Source organism: Streptomyces sp. PA03-1a (assembly GCF_033792805.1).
GTDB lineage: Bacteria > Actinomycetota > Actinomycetes > Streptomycetales > Streptomycetaceae > Actinacidiphila.
On sequence record NZ_JARAVO010000011.1, the window covers coordinates 19,371 to 35,911 of the forward strand.

Annotated in this window: 16 protein-coding genes; 12 read left to right on the forward strand and 4 right to left on the reverse strand. The window is 72.7% G+C overall.

Translation table 11 applies throughout. The features are described 5' to 3' along the window. The first annotated feature begins 116 nt into the window (after positions 1-116). From PV341_RS04045 to PV341_RS04065, 5 genes are all read left to right on the forward strand, one after another. Positions 117-1,457 carry an aminotransferase-like domain-containing protein gene (locus tag PV341_RS04045; RefSeq protein ID WP_500323360.1) on the forward strand — a complete coding sequence of 447 codons (1,341 nt, stop codon included), beginning with the start codon at positions 117-119 and terminating at the stop codon, positions 1,455-1,457. 135 nt (positions 1,458-1,592) lie between these two features. Beyond that, positions 1,593-1,976 (forward strand): hypothetical protein, encoded by a 384-nt coding sequence (locus PV341_RS04050; RefSeq protein ID WP_499515541.1) that lies wholly within the window; start codon positions 1,593-1,595, stop codon positions 1,974-1,976. Beyond that, on the forward strand, positions 1,973-2,944 hold the full coding sequence (locus PV341_RS04055; RefSeq protein WP_500356716.1) for a transcriptional regulator: 972 nt from the start codon (positions 1,973-1,975) through the stop codon (positions 2,942-2,944). Before PV341_RS04050 ends, PV341_RS04055 begins: the two co-directional genes overlap by 4 nt. 80 nt (positions 2,945-3,024) lie before the next feature. Then, entirely contained in the window at positions 3,025-3,417 is a 393-nt protein-coding gene (locus PV341_RS04060; RefSeq protein ID WP_089223339.1) for a roadblock/LC7 domain-containing protein, read from the forward strand. Between the two features lie 116 nt (positions 3,418-3,533). Continuing rightward, entirely contained in the window at positions 3,534-3,908 is a 375-nt protein-coding gene (locus tag PV341_RS04065; RefSeq protein ID WP_500323363.1) for a hypothetical protein, read from the forward strand. Between the two features lie 92 nt (positions 3,909-4,000). Here PV341_RS04065 and PV341_RS04070 read toward each other — a convergent pair whose 3' ends face one another. Both PV341_RS04070 and PV341_RS04075 read right to left on the reverse strand, forming a co-directional pair. Beyond that, positions 4,001-4,552: a snapalysin family zinc-dependent metalloprotease gene (locus PV341_RS04070; protein ID WP_500356718.1), complete on the reverse strand. Its 552-nt coding sequence runs from the start codon at positions 4,550-4,552 to the stop codon at positions 4,001-4,003. Positions 4,553-4,646: 94 nt separating this feature from the next. Beyond that, positions 4,647-5,081 (reverse strand): hypothetical protein, encoded by a 435-nt coding sequence (locus PV341_RS04075; protein ID WP_499515544.1) that lies wholly within the window; start codon positions 5,079-5,081, stop codon positions 4,647-4,649. A 343-nt stretch (positions 5,082-5,424) separates the two neighbouring features. On the opposite strand from PV341_RS04075, the gene PV341_RS04080 reads away from it, so the two are divergent. Further along, positions 5,425-6,603: an acyl-CoA dehydrogenase family protein gene (locus PV341_RS04080; protein ID WP_500323365.1), complete on the forward strand. Its 1,179-nt coding sequence runs from the start codon at positions 5,425-5,427 to the stop codon at positions 6,601-6,603. A 61-nt stretch (positions 6,604-6,664) separates the two neighbouring features. Here the strand turns inward: PV341_RS04080 and PV341_RS04085 are convergent, their stop codons facing one another. Beyond that, entirely contained in the window at positions 6,665-7,102 is a 438-nt protein-coding gene (locus PV341_RS04085) for a hypothetical protein (RefSeq protein ID WP_500323366.1), read from the reverse strand. 215 nt (positions 7,103-7,317) lie between these two features. Beyond that, positions 7,318-8,367, reverse strand: coding sequence for a LacI family DNA-binding transcriptional regulator (locus PV341_RS04090; protein WP_500356720.1), 1,050 nt, complete (start codon positions 8,365-8,367; stop codon positions 7,318-7,320). 140 nt (positions 8,368-8,507) lie between these two features. Here PV341_RS04090 and PV341_RS04095 point away from each other — a divergent pair, with 140 nt between their 5' ends. From PV341_RS04095 to PV341_RS04120, 6 genes are read left to right on the forward strand one after another with little or no spacing between them, the layout of a single operon-like run. Further along, positions 8,508-9,812 carry an ABC transporter substrate-binding protein gene (locus tag PV341_RS04095; RefSeq protein ID WP_500323368.1) on the forward strand — a complete coding sequence of 435 codons (1,305 nt, stop codon included), beginning with the start codon at positions 8,508-8,510 and terminating at the stop codon, positions 9,810-9,812. A gap of 14 nt (positions 9,813-9,826) precedes the next feature. Beyond that, positions 9,827-10,756, forward strand: a complete 930-nt coding sequence (locus PV341_RS04100; RefSeq protein WP_500323369.1) for a carbohydrate ABC transporter permease — start codon at positions 9,827-9,829, stop codon at positions 10,754-10,756. Continuing rightward, positions 10,756-11,574 carry a carbohydrate ABC transporter permease gene (locus PV341_RS04105; RefSeq protein ID WP_500323370.1) on the forward strand — a complete coding sequence of 273 codons (819 nt, stop codon included), beginning with the start codon at positions 10,756-10,758 and terminating at the stop codon, positions 11,572-11,574. The genes PV341_RS04100 and PV341_RS04105 overlap by 1 nt, the downstream gene beginning before the upstream one ends. Further along, a complete protein-coding gene (locus tag PV341_RS04110) occupies positions 11,571-13,919 on the forward strand; it encodes a beta-xylosidase/alpha-l-arabinosidase (RefSeq protein WP_500323372.1) in 2,349 nt (782 codons plus the stop codon). Before PV341_RS04105 ends, PV341_RS04110 begins: the two co-directional genes overlap by 4 nt. Then, positions 13,916-15,532 (forward strand): glycoside hydrolase family 43 protein, encoded by a 1,617-nt coding sequence (locus PV341_RS04115; protein WP_500356722.1) that lies wholly within the window; start codon positions 13,916-13,918, stop codon positions 15,530-15,532. The genes PV341_RS04110 and PV341_RS04115 overlap by 4 nt, the downstream gene beginning before the upstream one ends. 13 nt (positions 15,533-15,545) lie before the next feature. Beyond that, positions 15,546-16,520, forward strand: coding sequence for an acetylxylan esterase (locus PV341_RS04120; protein ID WP_500323374.1), 975 nt, complete (start codon positions 15,546-15,548; stop codon positions 16,518-16,520). Positions 16,521-16,541 lie beyond the last annotated feature (21 nt).

Below are 16,541 nucleotides of genomic sequence, written 5' to 3' on the forward strand. Positions count from 1 at the left end.
CACGATCCCCTTCCCGCAGGGGAGTTGACCGCGATGCTAGGTTCCCCTCCCGGCTCGGTGCAATAGCATCTTTGCTCTCGGTGCAATACGGGAATTGCCTCGGAGGAGGAACACCGATGGACGACTACCGCACGGTCGCGGACGCCGTGGCGGCCGACATCGCCGCCGGACGGCTGCGCCCCGGCGACCGGCTCGCACCGCAGCGGACCTTCGCGCGGCAGCGTGGCATCGCCAACTCCACGGCGATCCGCGTCTACGCCGAACTCGCCCGCCGCGGCCTGGTCGTGGGCGAGGTGGGACGCGGTACCTTCGTGCGTGCCGCATCGCCCGCCACGGGACCCGCCCTCGCCGAGCCGGCACCCCAGCGGATCGACCTGGAGCTGAACCACCCCGTCGCCGAGGGCCAGTCGCAGCTGCTCGCCCCCGGGCTCGCCGCGCTGCAGCGCCCCGACGTCCTCGGCGCCGCGCTGCGCCCGCTGACGGCCGCGGGCACCCCGGCCGCGCGTGACGCCTTCGCCGAACTGCTCGCCCGCACCGGCCCACGCCCCGACCCCGGGCGGCTGCTCTTCGCGGGCAACGGACGTCAGGCCATCGCCGCCGCCCTGGCCGCGCTCGTCCCGCCCGGCGGCCGGCTCGCCGTGGAGGCGCTCACCTACCCCGTGGTCAAGGCGCTCGCCACACGGCTCGGGATCGCCCTCGTCCCCGTCGCCTGCGACGAGCACGGGATGCGTCCCGACGCCCTCGCGGAACTCCACCGGGCCGCCCCGCTGCACGCGCTCTACACCCAGCCCACCCTGCACAATCCGCTCGGCGTCACCATGCCGGAGGGCCGCCGGGCCGAACTCGCCGGCGCCCTCGGCCGGCTGGGCCTGCACGCCGTCGAGGACGCCGTCTGGGGATTCCTCGCCGCGGACGCCCCGCCGCCGCTCGCGGCATACGCCCCCGACCGCGTGGTCCTGGTCGACAGCCTCTCCAAGCGGCTCGCCCCCGGGCTCACCGCCGGCGTCGTGCTCACTCCGCGGGAGCTATCCGCCCCGGTTTCCGCGGCCTTGCGCTCGGCGGGCACCGCGGCCTCCGGTTTCGCGCTGGCCGCCGCCTGCCGGTGGATCGCCGACGGCGCCGTCGACGCGGTGGTGGCGGCCAAGCGGCGCGACGCGGCCGCGCGGGCCCGCATGGCCGCCGAGCGCCTCGCCGGGTTCTCGGTCGCGGCGGATCCGCGTGCCTGCTTCTGCTGGTGGCGGCTGCCCGGGCCCTGGCGCGCCGACACCTTCGTCGCGGCCGCCGCCCGGCAGGGCATCGCCGTCACCCCCGCGGCCGCCTTCGCCGCGGGCCGCGGCAGCGCGCCGCACGCCGTACGGATCGGCCTCGCCTCGCCGTCCCTGCAGGTCCTGGACGACGCGCTGGGCGTCCTCGCGCGGATCGCCAGGGGCGGTCCCGAGGACAATTGCGCCGACTGATCACAAGGGGCGGCGAATCCTAGCGAGTCGCCCGCACATGCCTCCGGAAAATGCCCCAACTCACCTTTTTCGCGTACGGGATGAGTAACGTTCCGTGCTGTTCCGTATACCAGAAGTGGCGGCGAAGGGGTGCGCGTGCCCGGCATAGACGAGTGCCTTTCCGAGGCGCTGGCGATTCCCGGTGTGCTCGGGGCGAGCGTGGTCGACTGGAGCAGCGGCCTGCTCCTCGGGGCGGTCGGGCAGGAGCCGGGACACGGTCACGAGGCGGCCGCCGCGGACACCACCGAGGCGGCGCGGGCGGTCGTGGAGGGCGGCACCTTCACCGCGAAGGAGTCCGGAAGGGTGCCGGTCGAGGACATCATCATCACCGCCCCGGGGAGTTACCACCTCATCCGCTTCCTCGACACCTCCTTCGACAGCGACGTCATCCTCTACCTGTGGCTGGACCGGTCGATGGCCAACCTGGCCGTCGCCCGGCTCGGGCTGCAGTCCATCGCCGAGCGGCTGGTGCTCGTATGACGGGCACGGAGGCGGGGCGGCCGGCACTGGCCATGCGCGGTCTGCCCCGGCGCATTCCGGCGCGCGGCAGCGCGCCGGCCCAGGTCCGCGCCGGGGTGGTGGGCGCGTACGCCTTCACCGCCGCACTGGCCCGGCTCGCGGAGGCGAGGGCCAGCGGGGCGCTGTACGGATCGGCGGGGGCGGTCTACCTGCGCGACGGGGCGATCGTCCACGCCGAGAGCCCCTGCGCCCCCGACCTCGGGGTACGGCTCATTGCCTGCGGGCTGCTCTCCCCGGACCAGTGGCGCGAGGCGGTCACCATCGCGAGCGCCGAGCGCGGCGTCGGCGGGCACCTCGTCGACACCGGGCGGGTGGCCCGCGGGGAGCTCGAGCTCTGCCACCTGCTGGCGCTCTTCGACGCCTCCTACTTCACCCTGCTGCCCGACTCGGAACCCGACCGGTTCCAGCCGGGCGCCACCTCCCGGCTGGGTCCCATCTCCCGGCCGGTCCCCGCCCAGCGCGTGGCCAGGGAGGCGCAGCGGCGCCGCGCGCAACTGGAGCGGGCCTGGCCGTGGGACGACACCGACGCCGGCCCCGTCGTCCCCCGCTCCGAGGGCGGGGTGCGGGGCGGCCGGGCCAGGGCCCCCACGCCCGCCCAGCTGGCGGTGCTGGCGGCGGCGGACGGATCCCGTACGCCGGTCCAGATCGCCTGGCACCTGGGACGTTCCGCCTTCGCGACCCTGCTGGACGTCCGTCGGCTGGCCGCGACCGGCCGGATCAGCATGCCGGTACGCGCCCAGGCACCCGCGGCTCCGGCTCCGGCCCGCCCAGCGCCCGTGCCGCCAGCGCCGGTGGCGCCCGCGCCGCTGCCACCGGTGGCGCCCACGCCCTTCGCCCACGGCGGATCGCAGTCGGCGGTCCTGTCGTCCTCCGATCCCTCAGTCGCCCTGTTGCTACGACTTCGTGCCGCCCTGGAGGCCCGCCTGTGAGCGCCCTGCCGACCCGCCCGGCGCCCGCCGAACGACCGTGGAGGAAGGCTCTGCGGCAGCTCGCCGGAAGGAGACAGCTGGTGGCACTCGAAGCCGATGTACTGGCCGAACTCCGGAGCCTGCGGGCGAGGGTGCCGCACCTGACGGGCGGGCTCGTCGCCAGCGTCGACGGCCTGGTCGTCGCGCACGACCTGAGCGGGCCGGAACCGGAGGGGGTCGCCGCGCTGACCGCCGCGGCACTGGGCGTGGCGGCCCGCATCACGGAGGCCACCGAGTGCGGCGGCTTCCGGGAACTGCTCGTCAGGGGCGACCGCGGGTACATCGCCGCGTACGCCGCCGGCGGGGCCATGGCCCTCGCCCTGGTGGCGGGACCCGGCTCCAACGTGGGCCGCCTGCACCTGGAGGCACGCCGATCCAGTCGACGGATCGAGGATCTCGTCGACCTCGCGCTCCAACGTCAGGAGCGGAAATGACCGCAGGACCCAGCTCATCAGCCGACAAGCCGTCGGGCACCGCACGCGGCCGCGCCGTTACCGGACCCAGGCATTCGTCACGTCAGAGAACTCAACGACAAGGAAGTGAGACCGCAATGGCCAACACCGAGACCGCGCTGAAGGATGTCATGACGTCGATCGAGGGCGTCCTGGGCGTCGCTCTCGTGGACTACGGCAGCGGCATGGCCCTGGGCACCCTCGGGGGCTCCAAGGACCTCGACCTGACCGTCGCGGCCGCGGGCAACACCGACGTGGTCCGCGCCAAGATGCGCACCATGGAGATGCTCAACCTCAAGGAGCACATCGAGGACATCCTGATCACGCTCAACACCCAGATCCACATGATCCGGCTGCTGACCGGCCGCTCGGGCAAGGGGCTGTTCCTCTACGTCGCGCTGGACAAGGACCGGGCGAACCTGGCGATGGCCCGCCACCAGCTCAGGCGCATCGAATCCGACCTGGAGGTCTGACCCGCCCCCCCCACGAGCCCGCGGCCGAGGGCGGCCCGGCACATGAGGCGCAGGCCGACGTGTGCCGGGCCCCGCCCTGCCGTGGCCGGGGGTCACGCGGCCCCTGCGACCGGCAGACGTGTGCCGAACATGCCCTCCACGGCGCTCCGTTCGGCCTCGTCCGGCTGGATGCTGTGGCACGAGGTGCCGGCGGTGCTCCCGGACATCAGGCTGGAGCGGGGCCCAGGCTTCTTGGCGTCGAGACCGAGGATGTGACAGTTCGTGCGCCGCGATCCATGTCGGGTCGTAGCCCTCGTGCACCGCCTGGCGGCAGATGTGGACGGTGCCGCGGCCGGGTTCCTCCTGTTCCGCGTAGGGCCGGCCGCCGAAGGCGACGATGCGGACGTCCGCGAACCGGTCGGGGGAGCACCGGCTCGAACACCACGTTGTCCACCGCCTCGCTCCACGCGGCGACGGCTCCGGTGACCGCGCCGGTGAACTCGCCCGCGGCCGCCACGGCGGGCAAGCACCGAGCGGCGCCGGAGATGGGGGATGCGGGGTCTGGGGAGGCTCCTTGGTCCTGCGGGGGCGGGTGCGTGCCGGTCCGGCCGGTCGGCAGGTCGCGCACACGCCACCCGTTGGCCTTGGCCGTCGGTGCAGGTCACGTCGCTGATGTTCGGGACGTGACGGTGCGGTCCGACCGGCGGTAGCGCTCGCGGAGCGCCGCGGATGGCGACGGGGCGGGGCCTCCCCGGCCCGCTACCGGCTCGTGGCGGACGCGGGTGCCGAGGGCGAAGCGGCGGAGTGGCCGCCGTGGTGCGCCCCCTCCTCGACCCTGCCGCCCAGCTTCTCGCGCACCGGCGCCAGCGCCTCGGGATCGGCCTCCACCACCCAGCGCTCCCCGATCAGGTAGGAGCCGCCGTACGGCTCCGCCTCCTCCAGCCACGACTTCTGGCCGGCCTCGCTGGTGAAGGTGAGCATCACATAGGCACCGCGTGCCGTCGTGCACGCCCCCTGCCGCAGCTCCTTCACGTCGGTCTGCAGCTGCGGGGTGCACCCGACGGCCTCGCCGATCCGCTCCAGGGCGACCGGACCGCCCGCCGCATCCGTGTCCTGGCCGCCGCAGCCCGCCACCGCCAGCGCGACGACCGCCACCGCGGCCACCTTCGGGCCCCACGCACGGAACACGGACACCGGCATCACCTTTCCTCGACTCCTGGCACGGGCGACACACGCCCCGCACGCGCACCGCGCGCGGGACGACGCTAACCCGAACGGCCCCATGACCCGTACAGCCTTGCGAAAAGCCCGCCCATGGGCGCGCGGTATGAAAAAATCCGCTGCCGCACGCTCCGGAGGGCCTGGCACCCCGTGACTCCGACACCTCCGATCGGGCATACTCCAACGCGCCGAAGCCGCAGGTCGGACCATGCCGTGACCCGGCAGGAGACCATCGGTCTACGGTCGACAACCCGGTAGCGCCGCCACACCCTGTGCGGACGCCGCCGCAGCGCCCGACAGGGAGGAGAGTGCCGCCATGTCCCACGACGGCCTTCAGCCGGTGGACCGACAGCTTCCCACCGAGGAGGCCCGCGACCTGCTCGCGCTCGTACGCGAGCTGGCCCAGCGGGAGATCAAGCCCAGGGCGGCCGAGGAGGAGGACGCGGGCGTCTTCCCGCGCGAGGTCTTCCGCCTCATCGGCGAGGCGGGGCTGCTCGGACTGCCCTACCCGGAGGAGCACGGCGGCGGTGGCCAGCCGTACGAGGTCTACCTGCAGGTCCTGGAGGAACTGGCGGCGGCGCGCCTGACCGTCGGTCTCGGGGTGAGCGTGCACACCCTGGCCTGCCACGCGGTCGCCCAGTTCGGCAGCAAGGAGCAGCGCACCGAGCACCTGCCGGCCATGCTCGGCGGCTCCCTGCTCGGCGCCTACAGCCTTTCCGAGCCCGCCTCCGGCTCCGACGCCGCGTCCCTGCGGACCCGTGCCACCCGCGAGGGCGACGCGTGGCGGATCGAGGGCACCAAGGCGTGGATCACCCACGGCGGTGTCGCAGACTTCTACACGGTGCTCGCCCGCAGCGGCGCCGAGGGCCCGCGCGGCATCACCGCGTACCTGGTGCCCGGCGACGCGGAGGGCCTGACCGCGGCGGTCCCGGAGAAGAAGATGGGCATGAAGGGGTCGCCCACGGCCCAGGTCCACTTCGACGGCGTGACCGTCCCCGACAGCCGCCGCGTCGGTGACGAGGGCCAGGGCTTCACCATCGCGCTGGCCGCGCTCGACTCCGGCCGCCTCGGCATCGCCGCCTGCGCCATCGGCGTCGCCCAGGCCGCCCTCGACGAGGCGCTCGCGTACGGGATGACCCGGCAGCAGTTCGGCCGTCCCGTCGTGGACTTCCAGGGGCTGCGCTTCATGATCGCCGACATGGCCACCAAGATCGAGGCCGGCCGGGCGCTGTACCTCGCGGCCGCCCGGCTGCGGGACGCGGGCCGGCCGTTCTCCCGGCAGGCGGCCATGGCCAAGCTGTTCTGCACGGACGCCGCGATGCAGGTGACCACGGACGCGGTGCAGCTGCTCGGGGGCTACGGCTACACCGCCGACTTCCCCGTCGAGCGGTACATGCGCGAGGCCAAGGTGCTGCAGATCGTCGAGGGCACCAACCAGATCCAGCGCATGGTGATCGCCCGCAGCCTCGCAGGGCCGGAGAGCAAGGAGCACTGAGACAGTCGTGCCGCGCCGCCCGGCGGGGGCGGCGCGGCACCGAGCGTACGGTGGGCGCGGGTCAGGCCGCGCGCTGGAACGGCACGCGGATCGGCTGTGAACCGGGTCCGCCCACGTGGGAGAACGGCTGCGTGCGCCAGTCCAGCCCGGCGGGGAGCGTCAGCAGCGCGCCCCACTCCGTGTCGTCGTCCCGGGCGTCGCCGGGGGCCGGCGAGGCCTCGGCGGTGGCACGCCCCGAGCCGGGGCAGACCGTCAGCCCGAAGGGGTTCCAGGGCGAGGCGCACAGCGCGTGCTGCGGCAGGACGTCCTCGTCGGTGAAGAGCGCGATCGGGCGGGCGCAGTCGGGGCAGTGCACCCGGAAGATCTCAAAGCCTTCGTCGTCGAAGGCGTCTTCGGCGTCTTCCGCCGTCAGCAGCTCGAACGGCTCGCGACGTTCGTGCTCCTCCTCGAGCGCCACCAGCGTGCGTTCGCCGCGGCTGTGTCGTGCATGGGTGCGCATGGGTGCATCTCCCCCTCAGAAGAACGCCCACCAGCGGGGCAGACCGGGCTCTCGGCCTCGGCCATAGCGAGCATTTCCCGCCACCCGCCCGCGGTAATCACCGCCACTCCGAAAGGCGTTGACATCGGGTGTGGCCTTCGTCACACAGTCCTCCGCTAGCGCGCTCCGCGCCCCCGCCGGCGATGCCGTGCGCCCGCTCCGCGCCCTTCCGGAGATCAGTCCTCGCGCGTCGCCCCGGCGTCGCGCGGCGCTGCGGTGCTCTTTCTGACGACCAGTCTGACGCCCAGCTCCATACGGGTGTTGCTCTTGTCGCCGGTCTCGTCGGGCTGGGACAGCCGGAGCAGCATCCGGGCGGCCTCCTCGGCCATCTCGACCAGCGGCTGGTTGACGGTGGTGAGCGACGGGCTCGCCCACTGGGCGAGCGGGATGTCGTCGTAGCCGACCACGGACAGGTCGCGCGGCACCTGCAGACCCTTGACCCGGGCCGCCTCCAGGACGCCGAGCGCCTGCAGGTCGCTGCCGGCGAAGATGGCGGTCGGCGGGTCGGGCCGCTCCAGCAGGGCGAGGGCCCCGTCGTGCCCGCCCTGCACGTGGAAGTCCCCGTAGCGGATCAGGTCGTTGTCGACGGTGAGCCCCGCCATGCCCATGGCCGAGCGGAAGCCGTCGAGACGGGCCAGGGAGCACAGCATGTCGTCGGGCCCGGTGATGATGCCGATGCGGCGGTGGCCGAGGTCGATGAGGTGCCGGGTGGCCGCGACGCCGCCGGCCCAGTTCGCCGAGCCCACGGACGGGACGTCGGGTTCGGGATCGCCGGCCGGGTCGATGATCACGAAGTTGATGGCCCGTGAGCGCAGCTTGCGCTTGATGTCGTCGGGCAGCGAGGAGAAGACCAGGACGACGCCGAGCGGCCGGCGGCGCAGCACGCCCTCGATCCACTCGGGGCCGGGGGCGTGGCGGGTGCCGCTCTCGGTGAGCACCACGCTCATGTTGCGGCTCTTGGCGACGTTCTCCACGCCCCGGATGAGCTCCATCGCCCAGACGCTCTCGAGCTCGTGGAAGACGATCTCGATCAGCCGCGACTCGGGCTGGGTGGGGGAGGGGCGCTGGTAGCCGTTCGCCTCCAGCAGGCGCTCGACCTTGCTCCGGGTCGGCGCGGCCACATCGGGACGTCCGTTGAGCACCTTCGAAACTGTCGAAAGTGAGACGCCCGCTTTCGAAGCCACGTCGGCCAGGGTGATACGGCCCTCGGTCTCATCATCACGCATGCGGCACAGGATAGAGCACCGCCCTTCGGTAACGGTTTGGTCGCGTCAATTCCACGCTGTTGACCCCGGCGAGGAGGGAGCCTACGGTCCGTCGTCAGGCGAATTTCGGCAAAGCGGCCGAAACTTTCGAGAGGTCGATCATGAAGAAGCGTGCGTGGTTCCCCCGTGCCGTCGCCGGCGGCGCGACACTGGCACTGGGCCTGACCCTGACCGCCTGCGGCGGCGATGGCGCCTCCGCGGGAGGCGATTCCGGGACGATTCACGTCCTCGTGTACGGCGACTCCGCGAACAAGGTGGAGAAGGCGATCGTCGCCGAGTTCAACAAGACCTCGAAGGTCAAGGCCGTCCTCGACACGGTCCCCGGCGCGGACTACCAGCAGAAGCTGCAGACCGTCATCAACACCAAGCAGGCCCCCGACGTCTTCTTCAACTGGGGTGGCGGCAGCATCCAGCCGTTCGTGAAGGCCGGTCTGCTGCTCCCGCTCGACGACTTCATCAAGAAGGACCCGGGCCTGAAGGACAACTTCCTGTCCTCGGTCTTCAACACGGCGGTCGTCGACGGCAAGTCCTACGGCGTGCCGATGCGCGGCACCCAGCCGGTGCTGATGTTCAACAACAAGAAGGTCCTCGCGGACGCGGGCGTCCAGCCCCCGCAGACCTGGGACGAGCTCATCGACGCGGTCAAGAAGCTCAAGGCCAAGGGCGTCACCCCGATCGCGCTCGGCGGCGGCGACCAGTGGCCGACGCTGATGTGGTTCGAGTACCTCTACGACCGCGTCGCCGGCCCGGAGCTGTTCACCAAGGCCCTCGGCGGCGACAAGAGCGCCTGGGAGAGCGAGGACAGCAAGAAGGCGCTGGGCATGCTCAAGGAGCTCATCGACGCCGGCGCCTTCGGCACCAACTTCGACTCGGTGAAGTTCACCGACGGCGGCTCGCCCCAGCTCCTCGCCAGCGGCAAGGCCGGCTTCGAGCTCATGGGCTCCTGGGAGTACTCCACGCAGCAGGACGCCAGCCCGGACTTCGCCAAGAACGACCTCGGCTACACCAACTTCCCGACCGTCACCGGCGGCAAGGGTGACGCCGCGAACGTCGTCGGCAACACCAACAACTTCTACTCGGTGCTGAAGAAGACCGAGCACCCCGAAGCGGTGGCGGAGTTCCTCAAGCTGATGTACTCCGACGACTTCGTGAAGCAGCAGCTGGCCATCGGCAACCTGCCGACCACCACGAACACCACCAAGTTCCTCGACTCGGCCGACAACCCGGACTACCTGAAGTACCAGTTCGACCTGGTCCAGAAGGCACCCTCGTTCCAGCTGTCGTGGGACCAGGCCTACCCGCCGTCGGGCATCACGCCGATCCACCAGGCCGTGCAGCAGTTCTTCAACGGCCAGGTCGACGCGGACGGCTTCATCAAGGCCATGCAGGCCCTGCCCACCTCCTGAGAGCGACGTCCCGCATGGTCTCCCTCACTGCCTCCGTGACGGGCAAGCGGCAGACGCAGCGCCCGGTCGGCCGTACCATCGGCCGGCCGGGCCTCGCCTGGGCGCTCCCCGCCACGATCTTCTTCGCCCTGTTCGCCGTCGTGCCGCTGGTGCTGGTGGCGGTGCTGTCCTTCACCACCTGGAGCGGACTTGGCTCGCCCGAGTTCGCGGGCTTCGACACCTGGGTCCGGGTCTTTCAGGACCCCGTCATGATCAAGAGCCTCTGGCTGAGCGTGCTGCTCACCGTGCTGGGCGTCGTCGTCCAAACCCCGCTGAGCATCCTGCTCGGCGTCTGGGCGGCCGGTCCCCAGCGCAACCGCGCCGTGCTGTCGGCGGTCTTCTTCGTGCCGCTGCTGCTGTCCGCGACCGCCGTGTCGGTGCTGTGGCGCGCGCTGCTCGACCCGAACTTCGGTGTGCCCTCGCAGGCGCGCTGGCTGTTCGGCGACGGCAACCTCTTCGGCACGCAGACCGCCGCGATCGGCGTGCTGGTGTTCGTCAGCACCTGGCAGTTCACCCCGTTCCACGCCCTGATCTACCAGGGTGCGACCCGGGCGATCCCGCAGGTGCTCTACCAGGCGGCGCAGATCGACGGCGCGGGCACCGTACGGCAGTTCTTCCACATCACGCTGCCGCAGCTGCGCAACTCGATCATCACCTCGATGATCCTGATGATCGTCGGCGGTCTCACCACCTTCGACACGGTGCTGATCCTCACCCAGGGCGGCCCCGGCACCGACACCACCATCAGCGCCTACTACATGTACGACAAGGCCTTCAAGGGGTTCGACTTCGGCGCGGGCGCTGCGGTCGCGCTGATGCTCGTCGTCGTCGCCACCGTGATCTCACTGATCGTCGTCCGCGTCTCCGGCTACGACAAGATGGCCGGCACCAAGGAGGGGCTCTGATGAGGCGCCGCCCCAACTACCTGGCGGGCCTGGGCGCCCTGCTGTGGCTCGCGCTGGTGGGCCTGCCGCTGTACGTCATGCTCGGCGCCACCGTGCAGACGCGCGAGGAGTACAGCGCCAACGGCCCGCTGGCCTTCCCCCGCTCCTTCACGCTGGACAACTACGTCCAGGACTTCAGCAACGGCTTCGGGCAGTACTTCCTCAACACGGTCGTCGTCACGGTCAGCGTGGTGGCCATCGTGCTGCTGCTCGTGCCGCCGCTGGCGTTCACCATCGTCCGCAACCGGGGCCGCGGCACGTCCGGGGTGTTCCGGCTCTTCCTGCTGGGCCTGGCCATCCCCGCGCAGGCCGTGATCGTCCCGATGTTCTACGTCATCAGCAAGGCCGGGCTCTACGACAACCTCATCGGCATCATCCTGCCGACGGCGGCGTTCTGCCTGCCAGTGTGCACGCTGATCCTGACCGGCACGATGCGCGACATCACCTCCGACCTGTTCGAGGCGATGGCCATGGACGGCGCCTCCGTCCGGCGGACCTTCTTCCAGCTCGTCCTGCCGCTGTCCGGCAGCGGGCTGTCGACGATCGTCGTCTTCTCCGCCCTGCAGGCGTGGAACGGCTTCCTCTTCCCCCTCGTGCTCACCCAGTCCGAGGAGACCAAGGTGATCACGCTGGGCCTCTACAACTTCCGGACCCAGTACGGCATCAACATCCCCGGCCTGCTGGCCGCCGTGGTGCTGTCCACGATCCCTGTCCTGCTCGTCTACCTGTTCGCCCGCCGTGCCCTCGTGCAGGGGCTCATGGGCGTCGGAGGAAAGTGAACGACAACGTGACCGCCGACTCCCGCGTCGAGGCGCTGATCCGCGACATGACCCTGGACGAGAAGATCGCCCAGCTCTACGGCGTCTGGGTCGGCGCCTCCAGTGAGGGGGCCGAAGTGGCCCCCCACCAGCACGACATGGACGAGCCGCCCCGTCTGGAAGACCTCCTGCCGGACGGCCTCGGACAGCTCACCCGGCCCTTCGGCACCGTCCCCGTCGACCCCGCCCTGGGCGCGCTGTCCCTGATGCGCACCCAGCAACGGGTCGCCGCGGCCAACCGGTTCGGCATCCCGGCCATGGCCCACGAGGAGTGCCTCGCGGGCTTCGCGGCCTGGGGCGCGACCACCTACCCCGTCCCGTTGTCCTGGGGCGCCTCCTTCGACCCCGAGCTGGTCCGGGTGATGGCCGCGGCCATCGGCCGCGACATGCGCTCGGTCGGCGTCCACCAGGGTCTGGCCCCGGTCCTCGACGTCGTGCGCGACGCGCGCTGGGGCCGGGTCGAGGAGACCATCGGCGAGGACCCGTACCTCGTCGGGACCATCGCCACCGCGTACATCCAGGGCCTGGAGTCCGCGGGCATCGTGGCCACCCTGAAGCACTTCGCCGGCTACTCCGCCTCCCGCGCCGGGCGCAACCTGGCGCCGGTCAGCATGGGCCCGCGGGAGCGCGCGGACGTCGTCCTGCCGCCCTTCGAGATGGCGGTCCGGGAGAGCGGCGTCCGGTCCGTGATGCACGCGTACACCGACACCGACGGCGTCCCCTCGGCCGCCGACGAGGAGCTGCTCACGGGACTGCTCCGGGACACCTGGGGCTTCGACGGGACCGTGGTCGCCGACTACTTCGGGATCGCCTTCCTCAAGACCCTGCACGGCGTCGCCGCCGACTGGGCGGACGCGGCGGGCACCGCGCTGCACGCCGGCGTGGACGTGGAGCTCCCCACCGTCAAGACCTTCGGGCAGCCGCTGCGGGACGCCGTCGCCGCGGGTCTGGTCGACGAGAAGCTCGTGGACCGCGCGCTGCGCCGCGTCCTGACCCAGAAGGCGCAGCTCGGCCTGCTCGACCCCGGGTGGAGCCCGGTGCCGTCCGCGCTCGCCGGGGCCGACCTCACCGATCCGCAGGGCCTGCGCGGCACGGTCGACCTGAACTCCGCCGCCCACCGGGACCTGTCGCGGCGCCTGGCCGAGCGGTCCGCCGTCCTGCTGAGCAACGACGGCACCCTGCCCCTGGGGCGGCCCGCCCGCATCGCGCTCGTCGGCCCTCAGGCGCAGACCCCGACCGCCGTGCTGGGCTGCTACTCCTTCCCCGTGCACGTCGGCGCCCAGCACCCGGACACCCCGCTCGGCATCGACCTGCCCACGCTGCGCCAGGCCCTGGTGGCGGAGTTCCCCGGCTCCGAGATCGTGACCGTGGCGGGCTGCGGCGTCGATGACAGCGATGTCTCCGGCATCGCGGCGGCCGTACGCGCGGCCCTGGACGCCGACGTGGTGGTCGCCGCGCTGGGCGACCGTGCCGGGCTCTTCGGCCGCGGCACCAGCGGCGAGGGCTGCGACGCGGAGTCGCTCACCCTGCCCGGCGTGCAGCAGCGGCTGCTCGACGCGCTCCTCGACACGGGGACGCCCGTCGTGCTCACCCTGCTGGCCGGCCGCCCGTACGCCCTCGGACGGGCCGTGGACGAGGCCGCGGCCGTCGTCCAGACCTTCTTCCCGGGACAGGAGGGCACCCCGGCCCTGGCCGGAGTGCTGAGCGGGCGCATCAACCCGTCCGGGCGGCTGCCGGTGAGCGTGCCCCGGCACCCGGGCGTCCAGCCCTCCACCTACCTCGCCGCGCCGCTCGCGCGGGCCAGCGAGGTCTCCAACATCGACCCGGCCGCGGCCTTCGGCTTCGGCCACGGACTGACGTACACGGCCTTCGAGTGGTCCGCGCCGCAGGTGCACGGCGGCGCCGACGGCCGGGCCGTCACCGGCACCGACGGCGAGGTCGAACTGTCCTTCACCGTCCGCAACACCGGCGGTCGCGCGGGCAGCGAGGTCGTCCAGGTCTACCTGCACGACCCGATCGCCTCCGTCGTCCAGCCGGTGCAGCGGCTCGTCGGCTACCTCCGGGTGCCGCTGGAGGCGGGCGAGGCGCGGCGCATCGGCGTCACGGTCCCCGCCGACGTCGCCGCCTTCACCGGCCGGGACGGCCGCCGCGTCGTGGAACCGGGGGAGCTGGAGGTGCGGCTGGCGGCCTCCAGCACCGACGTCCGGTTCACCGTGCGGGCCGAACTCACCGGCCCGGCACGGCAGGTGGACCACACCCGGCGGCTGCACGTGCTGGTCACCGGCGCACCGGAGGAGTCCAGGTGAACCTGCCCGAAGGGACGGGGGAGGCGGCCGTGTCGACGGTGGACGTCGCCAACCCCGTCCTGCCGGGCTGCCATCCCGACCCGAGCGTCTGCCGGGTCGGGGCCGATTTCTACCTGGTGAACTCGACGTTCGAGTACTTCCCGGGGATCCCGGTGTTCCACAGCCGCGACCTGGTCCACTGGCGGCCGATCGGGCACGTCCTGGACCGGCCCTCGCAGGTGGACCTCGGCACCGTCGCCTCCTCCGAGGGGATCTTCGCCGCGACGATCCGGCACCACCGGGGCCGCTTCTACGTCGTGACCACCCTGGTGGGCGGCAGCGGACAGGGCGGCACCTTCGTCGTCACCGCCACCGACCCCGCCGGGCCGTGGAGCGACCCGGTGTGGCTGGACGACGCGCCCGGCATCGACCCCTCCCTGTTCTTCGACGACGACGGCCGCGCCTGGTGCACAGGCACGCGGCTCGCGGAACCGGGGGAGTGGGAGGGCCAGACCGACGTCTGGCTGCGGGAGTTCGACGCCGCGGAGCTGACCCTCACCGGCCCCGAGCACCTGCTGTGGCGCGGCGCGCTGCACGGCGCCGTGTGGGCCGAGGGACCCCACCTGTACACGGTGGACGGCCGCTACTACCTGCTGGCGGCGGAGGGCGGCACCGAGCACGGGCACGCCGTCAGCGTCGCCCGCGCCGACCACGTCACCGGTCCGTACACCGGGAACCCGGCCAATCCGGTCTTCACCCACCGGCACCTGGGCCGTGACTTCCCCGTCGTGGGCGTCGGCCACGCCGACCTGGTGCGCACGGCGCAGGGGCAGTGGTGGTGGGCGGTGCTGCTGGGCAGCCGTCCGTACGGCGGGTACCACCCCAACCTCGGGCGGGAGACCTTCCTCGTCCCGGTGCGCTGGGAGGACGGCTGGCCGCTCTTCGCGCCCGGCGTCGGCACCACGCTCGGCCCGTTCCGTCCGCCCGCGGTCGCCGGGTCCCCTCGTGATCCCCACCCGGAGCCGGTGCGCGACGACTTCGACGGCCCACGGCTGGACCCGCGGTGGAACCAGGTGCGCACCGGGGAACCCTTCTGGTCGCTCACCGGACGTCCCGGCTCGCTGCGGCTGCCGCTCGGGCCTTCCACGCTCGCCGACGTAGGCACCCCCTGCTTCCTGGGCCGGCGCCAGCAGCACCAGGACGTCAGCGTGTCCGCGCTCCTCGACGTGGCGCCCGGGACGCCGCAGGAGTGGGCGGGGCTCGCCGTCCGCCAGTCCGAGGCGGACCATCTGGTGCTCGCGGTGGCCGGTGACGGGCGCGGCGGCTGCCGCGTGCTCGCCGCGGTCCGCACGCGGGGCGAGCAACGCCTGCTCGCGCAGGCGCCGTTGCCCTCGGGCCCGGTGGTCCTGCGCATCCACGCCGAGGGTCAGCGCTACGGGCTGCGCTACGCCCCCGCCGGCGCCGGGCCCGAGGCGGAGGCCGAACTGACCTCCGTGGACGGCGGATTCCTCAGCTCGCCCCGCGCGGGCGGCTTCCTCGGCGTCTGGCTCGGCCCGTACGCCACCGCCCACGGCGCCTCCTCCACCACCGTCGCCGACATCGACTGGTTCGACTACCGGCCTCTCGCCCCCTGACCAGGAGCCGACATTGTTCACCGATCTCCCCGAGGCCGAACTCCGGGACCACCGCAGCAGCCAGACCGCGCCCGCCGACTTCGACGACTTCTGGAGCACGACGCTCGCCGAGTCGCGCGCCGCCGGGACCGCGGCCGTCACCGTCACCCCCGCGCCCGGTCCGCGGCTGCACACGGTGCGCGTCTTCGACGTCACCTTCCCCGGCTACGGCGGCGAGCCGGTGCGGGCCTGGCTGCGGCTGCCGCACGGTGCCGAGGGACCGCTGCCCGCGGTCGTCCAGTACGTCGGTTACGGCGGCGGCCGGGGCCACGCCGTGGACAACCTGCTGTGGGCGTCGGCGGGTTTCGCCCACCTCCACATGGACACCCGTGGCCAGGGGTCGGGCTGGAGCCGCGGCGACACCCCCGACTCCGGCACCACGGGCCCGCAGGCCCCCGGGATGATGACCCGCGGCATCGACGACCCCCGCACGTACTACTACCGCCGCCTGTTCACGGACGCCGTCCGCGCCGTGGACGCGGTCCGCACGCTGCCCTCGGTGGACCCCGGCCGGATCGCCGTCCTCGGCGCGAGCCAGGGCGGCGGCACCGCGCTCGCCGTGGCCGCCCTCGCCCCGGAGGTCCACGCCCTGGTGGCGCACGTCCCGTTCCTGTGCGACTTCCCCCGGGCCACGGTGATCACGGACGCGGACCCGTACCGTGAGATCGGCCGCTACCTCGCCGTGCACCGCGGCAACGCCGAGCGGGCCATGCGCACCCTGTCCTACTTCGACGGCGTCAACTTCGCCGCCCGCGCCCGGGTACCGGCCCGCTTCTCCGCGGCCCTGATGGACGAGATCACGCCGCCCTCCACCGTCTTCGCCGCGTACAACGCGTACGCGGGACCCAAGGAGATCGCCGTCTGGCCCTGGAACGGGCACGAGGGCGGCGCCATCGACGACGACGAGGAGGCACTGGCCTTCCTCCGCGGGCTTCTGACGGCAACGTGAAGTGCGGCCTCATCATGTGGA

Bases quoted from the DNA above. Each gene is read 5' to 3' on its own strand.
- PV341_RS04090 (WP_500356720.1), bottom strand. From the start codon at position 8,367: ATGCGTGATGATGAGACCGAGGGCCGTATCACCCTGGCCGACGTGGCT.
- PV341_RS04095 (WP_500323368.1), top strand. From the start codon at position 8,508: ATGAAGAAGCGTGCGTGGTTCCCCCGTGCCGTCGCCGGCGGCGCGACA.
- PV341_RS04080 (WP_500323365.1), top strand. From the start codon at position 5,425: ATGTCCCACGACGGCCTTCAGCCGGTGGACCGACAGCTTCCCACCGAG.
- PV341_RS04100 (WP_500323369.1), top strand. From the start codon at position 9,827: ATGGTCTCCCTCACTGCCTCCGTGACGGGCAAGCGGCAGACGCAGCGC.
- PV341_RS04055 (WP_500356716.1), top strand. From the start codon at position 1,973: ATGACGGGCACGGAGGCGGGGCGGCCGGCACTGGCCATGCGCGGTCTG.
- PV341_RS04065 (WP_500323363.1), top strand. From the start codon at position 3,534: ATGGCCAACACCGAGACCGCGCTGAAGGATGTCATGACGTCGATCGAG.
- PV341_RS04045 (WP_500323360.1), top strand. From the start codon at position 117: ATGGACGACTACCGCACGGTCGCGGACGCCGTGGCGGCCGACATCGCC.
- PV341_RS04085 (WP_500323366.1), bottom strand. From the start codon at position 7,102: ATGCGCACCCATGCACGACACAGCCGCGGCGAACGCACGCTGGTGGCG.
- PV341_RS04105 (WP_500323370.1), top strand. From the start codon at position 10,756: ATGAGGCGCCGCCCCAACTACCTGGCGGGCCTGGGCGCCCTGCTGTGG.